The organism is Parabacteroides sp. AF17-28, assembly GCF_003479205.1.
Classification (GTDB): Bacteria; Bacteroidota; Bacteroidia; order Bacteroidales; family Tannerellaceae; genus Parabacteroides; species Parabacteroides acidifaciens.
Genome location: NZ_QUGV01000011.1, coordinates 98,492 through 114,479 on the forward strand (window position 1 = coordinate 98,492; position 15,988 = coordinate 114,479).

Genomic DNA, 15,988 nt, shown 5'->3' on the forward strand with positions numbered 1-15,988 from the left:
TCGTAATTTGGGAAAACGCTCGAAAAAGTCGAAAAACCCCCTTTTTGACGTCCGAAAAGCGGATTAACATTTGTTTTGTTTCGGAGGCCTTTTACCTCCCAAAAATACGTTTTATACAATAAGCCCCCTTAAATAACGGACTGATAGAAGACAAATAAGAACAAATGTTAATTTACTATCAAACGGATACGACTATGTGAGTTTTTCGTACATTTGCAATAAATACAATAATATTTATTATATCTAATTTTACCATATAAAAGATACAATAATGTCTTTAATATATACATTTGATTTAGATACGGCACAGAGCCTTTTACAGATAATAGCCCAGAATCTGCAAAAAAGGAGATTAGAGAAGAATCTTTCCAGAGAAGCTCTTTCCCAGCTTAGCGGCGTACCTGCTCCAACAATTGCCAAGTTTGAACAGAAATATACTATTTCATTGGCTTCTTTCGTTGCTCTTGCAAAAGCATTAGGATATACGAAAGAGATAAAAGCATTGCTATCCGAACCTCAATACAGCACAATGGAAGAATTGGAAAACATCAATAAAAACAAAAACAGAAAGAGAGGACGCTATGAAATGGATAGATAAGTTGTCAGTGTTGTATCGTGACAAAAAAGTAGGAATACTGACAATGACACCGGATAATACAAGATGCGCCTTCCAATATGACAAGGAATGGTTATCTACTGGATTTTCAATTTCTCCTATAGAACTTCCATTAAAGCCGGACCTGTTCATAGCTAAGCCTGAACCCTTTTGGGGCAATTTCGGGATTTTTGAAGATAGCCTACCCGATGGATACGGGCGTTATCTATTAAACCGGCTATTGAGAAAACAAAATATAGACGACTCAAATCTGACCCCTATACAACGTTTAAGTATTGTTGGAAATTCCGGAATGGGAGCCTTATGCTATGTACCCGAATCATACATCGGCGAAGAAAAATCTTTACCGGAATTAGACACATTACAACAAATGGCTCTTGACGTTCTTTCTGAAAAATCAGACGTAGGAACTGATATCCTTTATTTTAACAGTGGTAATTCCGGCGGATGCCGCCCCAAATGCCTATTACATGATCAAGACGGTAGTTGGTTGGTTAAATTCCGTCATAATTATGATCCGGAAGATATGGGAGTAATGGAGTATCGCTATAATCTGACAGCCCGAAAATGCAATATACAAGTCGCCGATTTCAAGTTGCTGGAAGGAAAATATTTTGCAAGCAAACGTTTTGATCTAAAAGCCGGAAAACGTTTGCATATTGCAACAGCCGGAGCATTATTAAACGAATCGATCAGTCAACCGAAATTGGATTACAAAATATTGCTCCATTTAACAGGCTTCTTGACTCAAGACCCGAAACAGGTAGACGAAATGTTCCGGCGCATGGTTTTCAACGTACTGACAGACAACAAAGACGATCACGCAAAAAATTTCAGTTTCATCTATGAAAATGACAGATGGATATTATCACCTGCATATGATCTGACACTATGCAGTATCGGATATCATGGAGAACGCGCGACATCTGTCAATAACAATGGGACACCTACTTTGGACGATATGCTTACCGTAGGAGAAAGTATCCGCATTAATCGAAAAAAGGGGATGGAATTATTCCAAACAGTCTACGAAAATTGCCAGGAGATCATATCAAAAGCGTGGAAGGGCTAATCCCCTTCCACCGTTAACGCTAATTTCTGCAAATCTTTATCCGCTGAAGAGGAGCCGACCATTAGGGTGAAATCACCGGGTTCTACTTCCCAAAGCTTACGGACGGTATAGAATTTCAGGTCGTCCGGAGTGATCGCAAACTCGACACGTTTGGTTTCACCGGCTTTCAGGGAAACACGTTGAAAACCTTTCAGCTCTTTGACCGGACGAGTGATTGAACCGTATTCGTCGCGGATATACAACTGCACGATTTCTGTTCCATCCATTTTGCCCGTGTTTGTCACATCGAAAGAGACTGTTACGGATTCATCTTTCCGGATCTTATCCTTTGAAAGGACCGGTTTGCCATATTGATACGAGGTGTAGCTCAGTCCGAAGCCAAACGGATAAAGCGGGCCCGTATGTCCCAAAGCAAACTGGCGGGAATATTGGGAAGCCTTATGATTATAGATTGTCTGAATCTGTCCGACATTATACGGAACGGTTACCGGAAGTTTTCCGCAAGGATTGATATCGCCGAAAAGAGCTTCGGCAATCGCCTGTCCGCCCATCATGCCCGGTTCCCATGCTTCCAGGATAGCCGGAACATGTTCATTCGCCCAGACAATGCTCAACGGACGGCCGTTCAACATCACCAGGACAGTCGGTTTGCCGGATGCACAGACCTTTTCAAGCAAATCCTGTTGCAAGCCGGGGAAATCGAGGTTGTCGCGATCACAATTTTCACCACAGGTACGGCCTTTACTTTCGTAGCGCTGCGAATTTTCGCCTATCACGACAATATTCAGATCGGCCTCCTGTGCTTTCCGTCCGGCCATCTCGACATCTTCCGGTGTTATGCTGGTTATGACACCGGAAAAACACAAGGAATCGATCGAGGCGTCCGGACAAGCAGCGCGGATACCTTCGTAAACGGTTACCACGTTATCATCCGGCTGCGGCATCGCCCAGTCACCCAATATCGTCTGGCTGTCGGCGTTCGGACCGGTAATAAATATTTTGCGATATGCACCTTTCTTCAGGGGCAACAACCCGTCGTTTTTCAACAAGACAAGCGATTGGCGGGCAGCATCCAGCGCTGTCTCGCGATGAGCAGCCGGAGCGATCAGTTTGCGGGTTGCCGGAATATCGACTACCGGCTTTTCAAACAGTCCCAATAAGAATTTAGCTTCCAGAATCTTATGTACGGCCTTGTCTATCCGGGTTTCCGGAATGCGTCCGTCCCGAACGGAAGCCAGAATCGTTTCATAATAGTTATCACCCTGCATGTGCATGTCGATACCGGCTTCCACCGACACCCGGAAAGCCTCTTCCTCACTCGGCAGGTAATGATGCATGGAGTGCATACGTTCGATATCCATCCAGTCGCTGACGATAAAACCTTTGAATCCCATTTCATCACGCAACAGGTCGTTCAACAACCAATAATTGCCATGACAGGGAATGCCGTTCAACTCATTGTGGGCTGCCATTACGGTAAAGACTTTCGATTGAACAGCCGATATAAAAGGCGGCAGAAAGACTTCACGCAATTTCTGTTCCGACATATCCATCGGAGCGGCATTGATGCCGCCGGCCGGCTCACCGCCGCCGATCAGGTGTTTAGCGCAAGCCAGTACGCGATCCGACTCCACACCGTCCCGGCCCTGCAAACCTAAAATCAGGCTTGTTCCCATGCGGGTAACCAGATAAGTATCTTCGCCGAATGTTTCCCCTATACGTCCCCAACGCGCATCGCGGGCCACATCCAGATTCGGATTGAACGCCCAATGCATACCGCTGGCACGCATTTCGGAAGCCGTCTCCCGGCCGCTTTTTTCCAACAGGTCGGGATTGAATGTCGAAGCCATACCGATCGAAGTCGGATACACCGTACAACCGGCATGAAGCCCGTTGCCGTGAATCGCATCCACACCGATCAACAAGGGTATTTTCAAACGGGTCTGCTGCGCCACCTGTTGCAAGGCATTCGCCTCATCGACAGAAAGGACATGCAGGAAAGAACCGATTTCGCCTTTCCGCACTTTATCGATGATCGCCTGTGATTTCAAGCCGAAAGCATTGGCATCGATATTTCCCATATCACTGCTGTTCTGATCGGCTTTCTGTTCGTTTTGCTTGATATGGCCGGGTCCGACATACTGGCACATCTGGCCGATTTTTTCTTCCAAGGTCATCTCCTTCAACAATAAATCGGCGCGCCGGGCCGGAGAAAGAGAGGTGTCCCGATATGATTTTCCGGTAGAAGCCCCCATCAAAAGAACGCTTCCCGCAAACATAAAACTACAAAAAAGATATTGCTTAATGGTCTGTGTTTTCATGTAACTATACTTATTTAATGGAACCCTCAAAGGTATATTCTTTTATTCAAATAATCGACAAATCTGCTCTCCGGATGTTCTTCTTAAATAATTTACAACCCAGTTTAGATTAAATCCAAACCAGAAGTATCAACAGGAAATGAACAGTTGTTCCCAGATTTGCGTTATATTTGCAGACTGAAATTGAACAGAAATATATAATAATGAATAAAGCATTACATCAATTAGGTGAATATGTCATGTTGATGGGCAAAAGCATCTCCATCCCGAACCGTTGGAGCATGTTCTTTAAGCAGCTGATAAAAGAGATTTACAAATTAGGAGTCGACTCGCTCTGGATTGTTATCATCATCTCCGTTTTTATCGGTACGGTTATCGCCATCCAGATATCACTGAACATCAGTTCGCCGCTTATTCCTAAATTTACAATCGGATATACAACGCGTGAAATCATCCTGCTGGAGTTTTCATCCTCTATCATGTCACTGATCCTGGCCGGTAAAGTCGGCAGTAACATTGCATCCGAAATCGGCACCATGCGCGTGACTGAACAGATCGATGCAATGGAGATCATGGGTGTTAACTCGGCTAATTTCCTGATACTCCCGAAGATTGTCGGTCTGATGGTTTTCATTCCGGTACTGGTTATTTTCAGTATGTTCACTGGGATATTAGGCGGTATCGCAGCCAGTCATTCCACCGGGACAGGCATGACACCGGCTTCATTCGAATATGGTTTGCAATTCTACTTCAACGATTTTTATATCTGGTACTCCATCATTAAATCGGTGGTGTACGCATTCATCATTTCGTCGATCGCAGCCTATTTCGGTTATAATGTAAAAGGCGGCGCCTTAGATGTGGGTAAAGCCAGTACGAATGCAGTCGTAATGAGCAGTATCATGATCCTGCTTGCCGACGTGATCTTAACCAACTTAATGCTGACATAAAGAAATGGTAGAAGTCAAACATATTACAAAGTCCTTTGAGGGACGGACAGTACTGAATGACATCAGCGCTGTTTTTGAAACAGGGAAGACGAATCTGATTATCGGCCGAAGCGGTTCCGGAAAGACGGTTCTTATTAAAAATATCATCGGGTTGATGCGACCGGATTCGGGAGAAATCCTGTATGACGGACGTGATTTGACATCGATGGGAAAGTATGAACTGAATATGCTGCGCCGTGAAATGGGTATGCTGTTCCAAGGATCAGCCTTGTTCGACAGCATGACGGTGTTGGAAAATGTCATGTTCCCGCTGGATATGTTCTCCAACGATAGCAACAAAGACCGTCTGAAACGGGCTCAGTTTTGCCTGGACCGCGTCAACTTGTCGGAGGCCGGACATTTGTATCCTTCTGAGATCAGTGGCGGTATGATGAAACGCGCTGCCATTGCCCGGGCGATTGCCCTGAATCCGAAATACCTGTTTTGTGACGAACCCAACTCCGGACTCGACCCGAAGACCTCTCTGATTATCGACGATCTGATCCATGACATTACGAGCGAATACAAGATGACGACTATCATCAACACGCACGATATGAACTCGGTTATGAATATCGGTGAAAACATCATCTTCATCAAAGAAGGTGTCAAGGAATGGCAGGGAAACAGCAAAGATGTTATTACCTCCCAAAACAAGGCGCTGAACGACTTCATCTTTGCGTCCGACCTGTTCCGCAAAGTGAAAGAGGTGGAAGAGGAAGAATTGAAAGAAGAAGAAGCAAAAGCGAAATAAAAATATCCGATGCCCATCGAATGAAAATTCCATGGGCATCGGACTGAAAACGGATGGGCATCGAATTTTCAGCCCATCCGTTTCCATATTCCACTATCCGTTATCCGGAGTTTTCGTCCGGACAATCGTCACAGGTCCTAACAGGCCGGAAGGTTCCAACTGTATTTCGGAAACCGGGTTTCCCCTGAAATCATTTCCCAAAACAACATTCGTTTGCGTGTATCGGGTCGGGCTTACCGACATTTCATCTCCAGCAACCCTGTTGAACCATGAGTTCGTAACTTCCACGACCAATTCATTTTCACCCTCTTTCAGGGCATCTGTTATGTCTACCCGGAAAGGTTTGGTCCAGACAATGCCTTTATCCGTATGATTGATACGGACAGCAGCAATTCCGACATCCTTTACATTTTCCAGTTGCAGGAAATAACGGTTTGCCGGAGTCTTTTCAAAATCGACTGTGAATCTCTTGTTATAGACGGCCGTACCCGAATAATACCGGATGCCCTTGTCCGGATGTGTCGTCCAATCCATCAATTCCGGAAATACAACAGACGCCGGGCCGCCCCATTTCGGATCAAAGCAGACAGTCCAGGAGCCGTCCAAGGTCTTTACGGTTTCATAATCCGGATAATTGTGTTGTTTCGTACCTTGCCGGTTCTTGCCGATCTCTTTGTTGAACACAACGAACACCGAACCGTAAGGTTCCAATACCAGAGGGACAGAGGTCAAGCCGTCTTTCTGGGCAAAGGCTTCCGCTTCGCGTATTTCCCCGGAAAGTGCATCCCAGAGTTCAGGCTGTAGCCCGGATACGCGGAATCGAGCCGTAACGGTTTGCTTTTCGTCCGTTTGATTACTTACAAAATAGAGATGGGTTTCACCGATCCTGTAATGGATATAATCAAAGTCCGTTTTACTGTCGTTTCCTTCGATGGAGAAATCCACCGGTATATTCTGCGAAAGCAGGTATTCTTTAGCATTCTTTCCCCATGAGACAGTGCCTTTTCCATATTCATTCCGGCCCGTAACTTCGGTAGCCTCACCCCAAAGTTTGTCCGCCAATTGCTTAAATTCGGCATCTGCGGTTTTGCCACCGACCAACGACACGGTTTTCAAGGGTTTGTAACCGATCACATGAGCGCCTTCTTTCACTAATGTTTCCAGTTTTTTCAACACAGCCAAAGACAAAACGCGGTGATCCGGAAGAACCAACACTTTGTAGGTTCCGCCGGCCAGTGTCGTGACATTCCCGTTGTCCACATCTAACTTCATAAAAATGGTCTCATCCGTCACGTCATAATCAAATCCGAACATTGCGCCAGCCATATCCCGGTGTTTGAACGGATAGACATTAGGCACATGATCGCCGTAATAATAAAGGACATCCGCCACAAACTTACCTTCTTGCACAAGCATTTGTGTCCGGTGCAAGTAGTCGACAAAAGGCCCGGATTGATTCCACCACGTAACGCGCGGGTTCACATGCGTACCTGCAAAATATTCCTGCCCCGGCAATCCCTGTTCCGCAGGAGAACAAGTAAAAGTATGGAAATAGAGCCGGTTCAATCCATCACAGATTTCATGGTCGAACGCCGACTTCTGGTCATGCCACAATTCATCATTCCAATGCGGACCAATGGTCGTAAAAGACTCGGCTCCCACGATTTTCTTTCCGTAGATATGGGCGGCGGAAGAGGCCTGCTTGATAAAGAAACGGTCCTGCGGCCTCGGGCGATGCGGCGACGGAGACCAAAACTCGCTCATCACGATATCACTGAAACCATAATTCTTAATACCGTCCAGCGGACCGGCATGAGGACCGGCAGACTCCGGCTGAATCCCCATATTATTCTTATGGGCATACGCTGCAAAACGGGCATAATGGTTATTGGCGACCAAATGGGCGATCGCTTTTCTGAAGTCAGCCAAAAAAGCATTCGAAACATCTACATTTCCGACTACATGACCGGCTATGAGAGGCAAATACTGTTTCAGGTCATATCCGCAATAAGCGCGAAACTCATCGGAAAAAGAATCCGTCCAGTTCATTCCTCCACACTCCCAACTATCCGTTTCCATAAATTTAAGGGTGGAACCGACATGGTCTCCGGCAGCTTTAAAAATCGGCTCGACGACAGTATTCCAATAATAGTCAAAGGCTTCCTTACTCATATAATCCAACACATTGCCTTGCCATTCATTACTGGAAGTCGAGACTTCCGAATTCGTACACGTATATCCTATACGCATAATGTTCCATTCGCCTTGGGGAGCATCCCAACTAAGCGCCCCCTTTTCATCCATCTGAGCCGTAAGGTCTACTATTTTTGACGGATCAACGAGAAAAACCGTTTTACCCGTTTTCCGTTCTTCGTTCCGGGATGTATTTTCCAATAAGAAGCGGCAGTCCGGAGCAGAGCCACCCAATTCGTGCAGGCCCAATTTCAAATCTAACTTATCAACTGTTTTATCAGTCTGATTCTCTCCGTTTGCCGGGAAGGCTAACACTGCGACATCTTTATAAAATCCTTTATGCTCTTCCGGTTTCGCCAACTGCAAATGGAGCGTTTTTCCTCCCGTCGTTTTCAATTCCGAATAGGTCAATTGCTTGGCGGCATATTGCGGAGTGACACAAGGACCTCCTAAATTCCAACCGCTTTGGATATTGAAACCCATCTCCAATCCTAAACGTTTGGCCTCATCCAAGGCAAAAACAAAAAGGTCCGTCCATTCCTTACTGCCGAACAAGGGACCGGCCGGAATATCTTTATTTCCCCGTTGGTTATGACCACCGGCATCAAAGATCATGGCACCTTGGAAATTTCTGGATTTCATAGCTTCCAAATCTTTCGTGATGGCTTCTTTTGTCACATTTCCATTCAGCCACCACCACCAGCAATTTACGCCATAAACCTGTTCCGGCTGCTGAAAATGGCTTTTCAGATAGTCATAATTAACCTGCTGATCATCGTTTACACCCACTTTTCCCGGGTCCGTACAACTAAACAGGAAGCTAACCAACATAAGCTCCCATACTATTATCTTCCAATTCATAATTCATGTATATTATCAGTCTAAAAAATCGAGCCCGCTAAAATCTTATTTTCTTTCTATCAATAAAACTTTAGCGGGCTCTTGCTTAACTAAGGCACAGGAATCAATTCCAGCCCGGATTTTGCTCCATTACCACATCTTTATTCGTATCGATCACGACCTGCGGGATCGGCCACAAATTAAAGTTCTTAGTCAATGTCGCTCTCGGATCATTCCAATAGGAATATTTCTTAATCCGGTCGACAGCAATCGTGCCACCCATACGCAACAAGGTATTCCAGCGACATTCTTCATAGACCAATTCGCGGGCGCGCTCATCCAGTATTAAATCGACATTCACATCCGAAGCTTGTACCAGATAATCACACTGCGCTCTCTTACGCAACAAGTTGATGTCGTTGGCCGCACCTGCGTTATCACCGGCGCGCATCTTCGCTTCCGCACGCAACAAGATGGTTTCCGGCAAACGGATCAGATATTCATCCCGGAACAGATTACTTCTGTTTTCCCCGTCTGCAATACCTCTGTATTTATCTGTTGAGATTTTACAAGAGACCGGAAAACACTGCGTCTTTGCCACATCGATGGCATCCTGGCTTTCTCCATCCCTGTAAATGACACTCCAGGGAACAGGTTTGCCGTAATAGGGAGATGTCGGAACATTGCCTAAGAATGTGCGTCTGAATACAGCTTCGGAATTACGCATATCTTTCCCCCATTTACCGTCATAAATGACATCGCGGGTGTACATGGTCGGCATTGTTTGCACAATACCGCGCCCTCCCACATCTTCCAACGCACCGGACAGGTGAGCAGACATCGGGTCTCTGTAAACAGGACCATAAACACGGGTGTATTGCAATTTAGCTTGCCCGTCTTCCGCCTTATAGGCGTCATAATCGATCTGTGCCACCCATATCGCTTCTTTATTTCCTTCCTGGTAGTTCTGGTTTCCTTCCTGGAACAGGTCCCAATAGACATTTCCTTCGATAGGATAACCGGCAGCCGAATATAAATGATCCGGCGTTTGCTGGCTTTCTATGTTTGCATAATAGAAATCAGGATTCTCATCTTTTCTACTGCCAAAACGTTCTGTCATCAGGCCATATACGGAACCGTCTATCACGTCATTACCGTAAGTAATGGCTTTTGCATAGGCAGCGGGAGCTTCCCCGCCTTGTCCGGCTTCTTCCAAAGCGACACCTTTATCGATGTATAACTGACAAAGGTTATGCTGTGCAGCGCCTCTTACCAGACGGCCCGGGCTATTGGTCGTTTCGGGCAGGTCGTTTAAAGCAGCTTCCAGTTCATCGATTGCGAACTGGTATGTTTCAACACGGCTGGTTCTCTTAAAATCATACTGGGGAGTAGTCGTAATTTCGGTAACGATAGGAACGCCTCCGTATAATTCACCCAAGTTCCTATATGCAAAAGCTCTGAAAAAGCGGGCTTGTGCAATCACATAAGCCTTGTCGGCCTCCGAACCCCAGCTTATTTGCGGAAGTTCCGCCGCATACAAAGCTAAATTCGCTTTCGAGATCAATTGATACCAATGTGAATAATTAGTATAATAAACTTCGTTCGACGGATTCAATATACCGTAGTCATTGAAGCGGCTACTACGCCTGATCGTTGCAACATCAAACATATCCGTACCGTTTCCGCCGCGAAAAGCAAAAGCGGTCATATTCTCTTCAACCATGCACGTCATGACCCGTATGTGGGAATAACAGCCGACCAAAACCTGGTCAACCTGTTCAGATGTCGAAAAAGCATTATCCACAGTATAGAATGTTTCAGGATTTTCTTCCAGAAACTTCGAATCATTACAACTACTGAATAGACCTGCAAACAGCAGGCTATAGATACCATATTTTATTAAGTGATTCATTTTCATCTTTCTTATAAATTAAAAACTAATGTTCGCTCCCAATGAGAAAGAGGTCAATACGGGATAAGTGTTCGCACCCACCGTTACTCCGACTTCAGGATCTCCACCTTCCCAATTTGTTATTGTCAACAGGTTCTTTGCCGTAAAGAATACTTTCAAATTGTTGATAAGCATTTTCTTTACCCAAGGTTCACGGAATGTATATGACAACGTCACATCTTGCAGGCGAACAAATGCCCGGTTCTGTAATCCCTGGTAACGGCCTCCATCACCGGAGAATGTAGCAGAAGGATATACATTGCTCTTATTTTCCGGAGTCCACCAGGGGATATAAATTCCATTCGAATTAAACAATCCGGATCCGTTTGTCATGTATGCACTGGTATTGGATTTCATATAATATCCGCCGCCACCGAATGTTCCTGTCAACATAAAATACAAATCCCAGTTTTTATAAGTAACCGTATTGCTCATGTTCAACTTGAAGTTAGGAGTCGTATATCCTAAAATGGTACGGTCTGCAGATGTAATAACGCCATCTCCGTCCAAGTCTTTATATTTCGGAATACCTGCCGTAGCACCATTCGCTTCCATATAGTCCACATCTGTTTCCTGGACAATACCATCCTGCTGATATCCGTAAATTGCGCCTAACGGTTTACCGATAAAACGGCTGTTGGAGATATCATCATCCTCTTTTCCGTCACCGTTCAAATCTTCGCCATAAAGGTGGGTCAGTTTATTCCGGTTCAACCAGAAGGTTACACTTGTAGTCCAATACCAATCCTGCGTAGTGATATTCACCGAACGTACCGTCAGTTCGACACCTTTGTTGTTCACCTGTCCCATCGATGATTTGATATTCTTAAAACCAGTCATAACCGGAATATCTCTCGTGAATATCTGGTCTGTCGTTTTAGAGAAATAGAGGTCCAGATCGACAAATAAACGGTTTCCAAGCCATGCGGACTCAAAACCCGTATTCCAGGATTCCGTAGATTCCCAGCCTAAATTGGCGTTACCCAATGCTTTTTGATTTAAGCCATAAATAATATCACTTCCCCCGAACTCATAACGCACGCCTCCGGAAGAGCCATTATTAATAGTCGACAGCGTTCCATAAGGATCCAGTCCCTGGTTACCATTCTTACCCCACGACAATTTCAATTTCAAATCATCCAGGAAAGAAACAGGTTCCATAAACTTTTCGCCGGTCATTCTCCAGGCAGCACCGAATGCAAAGAAATCACCCCATTTCTGATTGGCACCGAAAACAGAAGCACCGTCACGACGATAAGAACCGGTCAGGAAATAACGATCGTCAAAAGAATAAGAGGCACGTCCCAAATAACCGATATTAGAACGCCGGTTATTATTCATGTCTATTTTTTGAACGGTTGCTTTATGCAAACCATTGAGACCTAAAGTGGTATTCCCATTTGCAGCAAAATCTGTTCCGGTAGTGATTATTTCTTTATATGATTTCCGGTCACGTGTAGCAACGGCTGTCAAATCGATCGTGTGCTTTCCAAACGTATTTTTATAATTCAGAATATTATCGATTACCCAACTGTTTGTTGTATTATTATTTATCTTTCCGTTTGCACGAGACAATAGATCCTGGAATGCAGAAGGAGAATATCGGGTTTCATCATCATAATCACCTTCCTTGACATAATATCCTTCATAATAGAAATCTCCGGATTGAATTTTGCTCAAATTCCCGGCATAATTAAAACGGTAGCTCAAACCTTCCACCCAAGGCAGCTTAACAACCGCATATGCATTTGCACGGAAATTATTCCGGAGATCTTTGTTATCACGGATACTTCTATCGGTATTCCACAAGGGATTTACACCGGATTGTGTATAAGGGAACTTTTCTAATAGTTTCTCTCCTTCATCCCTATACATAACGCCGTATGGAGACATATTTGAAGCCTGGCCCAAGTCGGCACCGGCACCGGAATAATCCGACTTTGTAAATGCCGCATCCACACCGATCTGCAACCAACTGGTTATATCCGTGTTTATCTTGGCTAATGCTGTTATACGATTATAATTATCACCAATGACAATACCCTGATTATCAGAATAAGCAGCGGACAAATAGTAATTCATTTTTTCACCGGCACCGGAAACAGATACTTGATAATCCTGCACCCAACCGGTACGTGTCGAAGCATCAAGCCAGTTGGTTTCCCGTCCCGCTTCCATATTAGCCTGTTCCTGGGGTTTCAACCAGCTTAAATCCGTACTGTTGTTTCTTGCCATAACCGACTCCAGCCATTGTTCACCTTTCATCAACTCCGGTCGATTTTGCCAGGTTTGCATACTTCCCGTCGCATTAAAAGTGATCACAGGTTTACCCATTCTACCCTTTTTCGTGGTAATGATAATTACACCGTTCGCCGAACGGGAACCGTAGGCGGCAGCAGACGTTGCATCCTTCAGGATATCATACGAAGCGATATCATTGGGATTTATATCATTGATACTTCCCATATAAATAACTCCGTCAACAACGAGCAACGGATCATTTGATCCTGATATGGATTTTTGCCCGCGCATCTGCATGGAAGGCTCCCCTCCCGCGGAATTGGTTGCACCGATATCCAATCCGGAAACATTTCCCTTCAAAGATTCCAACGCATTCAAATTGGGCGACAAGGCTATCGGAGAATTTTCCAATTTAACAGAGCTGACAGAACCGGTAAAATCTTTTCTCTTTGTCGTACCATAACCAATGACAATTACTTCGTCCAGTGTTTCCGTATCCTCTTTCAGCAATACATCCACCGTGTTGTTGTTACCTACAACAACTTCCTGGGTCACATATCCGATATAAGAGATTACCAAAACACTCTTCGATGTTACTTCCAATGAATATTGCCCTTCAACATCCGTAATCGTACCGTTAGTTGTTCCTTTCTCAACGATATTTGCACCGATTACCGGTTCGCCATTCTGATCTTTAATCGTACCGGTGATTTTTCTTGTGTTTTGTTGAGTCGAAGAAAGCAGATTTAACGCAGAAAGTACAATCTGCTTGTTTTCTTTAATAATATAACTGATTTTAGCCTGCTGTTTTATCTGCTCCAGCAAATTTTGAATATTTTCTTCATCTGCTGAGATTGTTATTCTGGTATCCAGACCGGACAGATTATCATTGTAAAAAAAACGATAATCGCTGACTTTTTCTATCTCGCGAATAACCTCACGAGTTGATTTGTTTTGCATGGATAAGGAAATCTGCGCAGAAAGTATAGTACCTGAAACAAGGCAAAAACTTCCAATAACAAGTCCTTTCCGAAAGAAATTCTTTAAGACATTCATGTTTTTTAGTGTTCTTCTTTAATTAGTAATAAATTTATCAGGTAACTTTGTGGTGAAATCAAGTGGTGAGAAGCGTGATTTCAATCCAGCAAAATTACATTGCACAAATCTCAGGTGTGTCTATCCGTAGATGCACCTGCGTTTTTTCATAACTCCTTTCTCATAAGCATTTCATTTTTAATTAACAATTGAACTCTCTATTTTCTCTCATCTATTACAATATCACCTCCGACTTTTTTATAAGTAATCGGTGCTGTAAGACTTATCAATTCTATCACATTCTCCAAACTATTATTTTTAATAACTCCGGAAAAACGATAGTGTTTTACCTTTTCAGATGCAAACCTTACCTGAACATTATACAAACGGTCCAGCATCACCGCCACCTCCTGCAACGTCTCTCCCTTAAAGAAGAGCTCATTATCTTTCCACATCCGTGCATAAGCGGCAATATCCTTGGATACTTGCATTTTCCGGGAAACCTTATCAAAACTAAGACTTTCATCCGGCCTTAAAATAACTTCATCTTTTCCTACCGCCGTACGAACCTTTCCTTCAAAGAGTGTAGCTGTCAATTTTTTATCTTCTTCGTAAGCCCTTACATTAAAAGCAGTTCCTAAAGCCTCAACCTCCATTTCTCCAGCTTTGACAATAAAATGACTGGTCGAATCTTTCTCCACTTCAAAATAAGCCTCTCCCGACAAGGCCACCAGGCGGTTCTCTTTCCCGTAATCGGCATTATAGGTCAACTCCGTATGGGAATTTAACCAAACTTTCGTTCCGTCCGGTAGCATGACACTTGCACGCTGTCCCTTATCGACCAAGACTCTATAAGTCCGTAACGGATCGCTTGCGATCTCATCTGCCAAATTCTTATACAGAAAGGCTGTTGTTGAAAAGCCAATTAGAAGAATAACAACAGCAGCATATGATACCCATTGCGGTATCTTCAGCCTGAAAATGGCCTTTCGTTTTTTCTTCTCTCCCATACCGGCATGCATACGAGCCTGTATCTCCCGGAACATACGAGTCTGAACTTCTACCGGAAGACTTTTTTCTTCCGCTTCTATCCAACGTTGCCGGTAATGTTGGAATAGTTGTTCACGCGCCTCCGCTTGTCGAAACCAGGTCAACAATTCATGCTCCCTTTCAACCGGGAGTTCACCGCGCATAAAGCGATCCAGCAAATCTATGTATATATGCTTATCCATGTCTATACTATGTATATCCATCACAGCGGGAAATCACTTACAAGAAGCCCTGTGTTTAACTTTGATTAACTAAATAAAGAAATAGGAGGACCAAACCTTTATCTAAAGGCAGTTTGGAACGTAGGTATTGGAAAGACCGATAGAGTTGCGTTTCTACCGTTTTTTCAGAGATGGATAGTTTTTTGGCGATTTCTTTGTTAGACAGTTGTTCAAAACGACTTAAACGGAAAATTTCCCTTCGCGCAGGAGGCAGGTTTTCTATTAAACTATCAATATATTCACGAAGAGAATCGGCATCATGTTGCTGCTCTTCTATAGCATTATCACTTACATCAAAATTCTCAACATGCAGCGCTGCATGTTGAGATAAACGGAGCTCCGTTTCCTTATACACAAAATGGCGGGCAATAGTAAACAAATAAGCAGTAAATCCCTGTTCCGGTTCTATCTGTTCATGCTTCTCCCATATTTTCAAGAAGACATTCTGTGTCAGATCTTCCGCAAGAGATTTATCAAACAATAAAGAATTAATAAAATGATAAACCTGAGAATTGTAAGTCCAATACAGAGTCTCAAAGGCTTTTTCTTCACCAGCCTTTAAACGTATCAGTAAGTCCTCCTTGATTCTCATTTTACGTACTCTTTATTTTCCCAATATAGGTATTTTTTTATGTTTTTGTTAAGACAATAAGAGGGCATATCGAAATGACAAAATGTTTTTGACATGCCCTCCTTTTTCTAATA

10 protein-coding genes are annotated in these 15,988 nt (G+C 44.0%); 4 read left to right on the forward strand and 6 right to left on the reverse strand.

The window, feature by feature from the left end:
• The first annotated feature begins 271 nt into the window (after positions 1-271).
• Together DWW90_RS10130 and DWW90_RS10135 are read left to right on the forward strand one after the other, a co-directional pair.
• Positions 272-598 (forward strand): helix-turn-helix domain-containing protein, encoded by a 327-nt coding sequence (locus DWW90_RS10130; protein WP_122344885.1) that lies wholly within the window; start codon positions 272-274, stop codon positions 596-598.
• Positions 582-1,688, forward strand: a complete 1,107-nt coding sequence (locus DWW90_RS10135) for a type II toxin-antitoxin system HipA family toxin (protein ID WP_122344886.1) — start codon at positions 582-584, stop codon at positions 1,686-1,688. The genes DWW90_RS10130 and DWW90_RS10135 overlap by 17 nt, the downstream gene beginning before the upstream one ends.
• Here the strand turns inward: DWW90_RS10135 and DWW90_RS10140 are convergent.
• Positions 1,685-4,009 carry a glycoside hydrolase family 3 N-terminal domain-containing protein gene (locus tag DWW90_RS10140; protein ID WP_122344887.1) on the reverse strand — a complete coding sequence of 775 codons (2,325 nt, stop codon included), beginning with the start codon at positions 4,007-4,009 and terminating at the stop codon, positions 1,685-1,687. The two genes, DWW90_RS10135 and DWW90_RS10140, sit on opposite strands and share 4 nt — an antisense overlap.
• 203 nt (positions 4,010-4,212) lie before the next feature.
• Between DWW90_RS10140 and DWW90_RS10145 the strand changes: the two genes are divergently transcribed.
• Together DWW90_RS10145 and DWW90_RS10150 are read left to right on the forward strand one after the other, a co-directional pair.
• Positions 4,213-4,959, forward strand: coding sequence for an ABC transporter permease (locus DWW90_RS10145; RefSeq protein ID WP_115500731.1), 747 nt, complete (start codon positions 4,213-4,215; stop codon positions 4,957-4,959).
• 4 nt (positions 4,960-4,963) lie between these two features.
• Positions 4,964-5,752 (forward strand): ABC transporter ATP-binding protein, encoded by a 789-nt coding sequence (locus DWW90_RS10150; protein ID WP_122344888.1) that lies wholly within the window; start codon positions 4,964-4,966, stop codon positions 5,750-5,752.
• A 93-nt stretch (positions 5,753-5,845) separates the two neighbouring features.
• Here DWW90_RS10150 and DWW90_RS10155 read toward each other — a convergent pair whose 3' ends face one another.
• The 5 genes from DWW90_RS10155 to DWW90_RS10175 form a co-directional block, all read right to left on the reverse strand.
• Positions 5,846-8,806: a glycosyl hydrolase gene (locus tag DWW90_RS10155; protein WP_122344889.1), complete on the reverse strand. Its 2,961-nt coding sequence runs from the start codon at positions 8,804-8,806 to the stop codon at positions 5,846-5,848.
• A gap of 103 nt (positions 8,807-8,909) precedes the next feature.
• Complete coding sequence (locus DWW90_RS10160) at positions 8,910-10,697, reverse strand: RagB/SusD family nutrient uptake outer membrane protein (RefSeq protein WP_122344914.1); 1,788 nt, start codon at positions 10,695-10,697, stop codon at positions 8,910-8,912.
• 18 nt (positions 10,698-10,715) lie between these two features.
• Positions 10,716-13,937, reverse strand: coding sequence for a SusC/RagA family TonB-linked outer membrane protein (locus DWW90_RS10165; protein ID WP_233547704.1), 3,222 nt, complete (start codon positions 13,935-13,937; stop codon positions 10,716-10,718).
• 293 nt (positions 13,938-14,230) lie between these two features.
• Entirely contained in the window at positions 14,231-15,244 is a 1,014-nt protein-coding gene (locus tag DWW90_RS10170) for a FecR family protein (RefSeq protein WP_122344915.1), read from the reverse strand.
• A 55-nt stretch (positions 15,245-15,299) separates the two neighbouring features.
• Positions 15,300-15,875: an RNA polymerase sigma factor gene (locus DWW90_RS10175; protein WP_115500725.1), complete on the reverse strand. Its 576-nt coding sequence runs from the start codon at positions 15,873-15,875 to the stop codon at positions 15,300-15,302.
• Between the last annotated feature and the right edge of the window lie 113 nt (positions 15,876-15,988).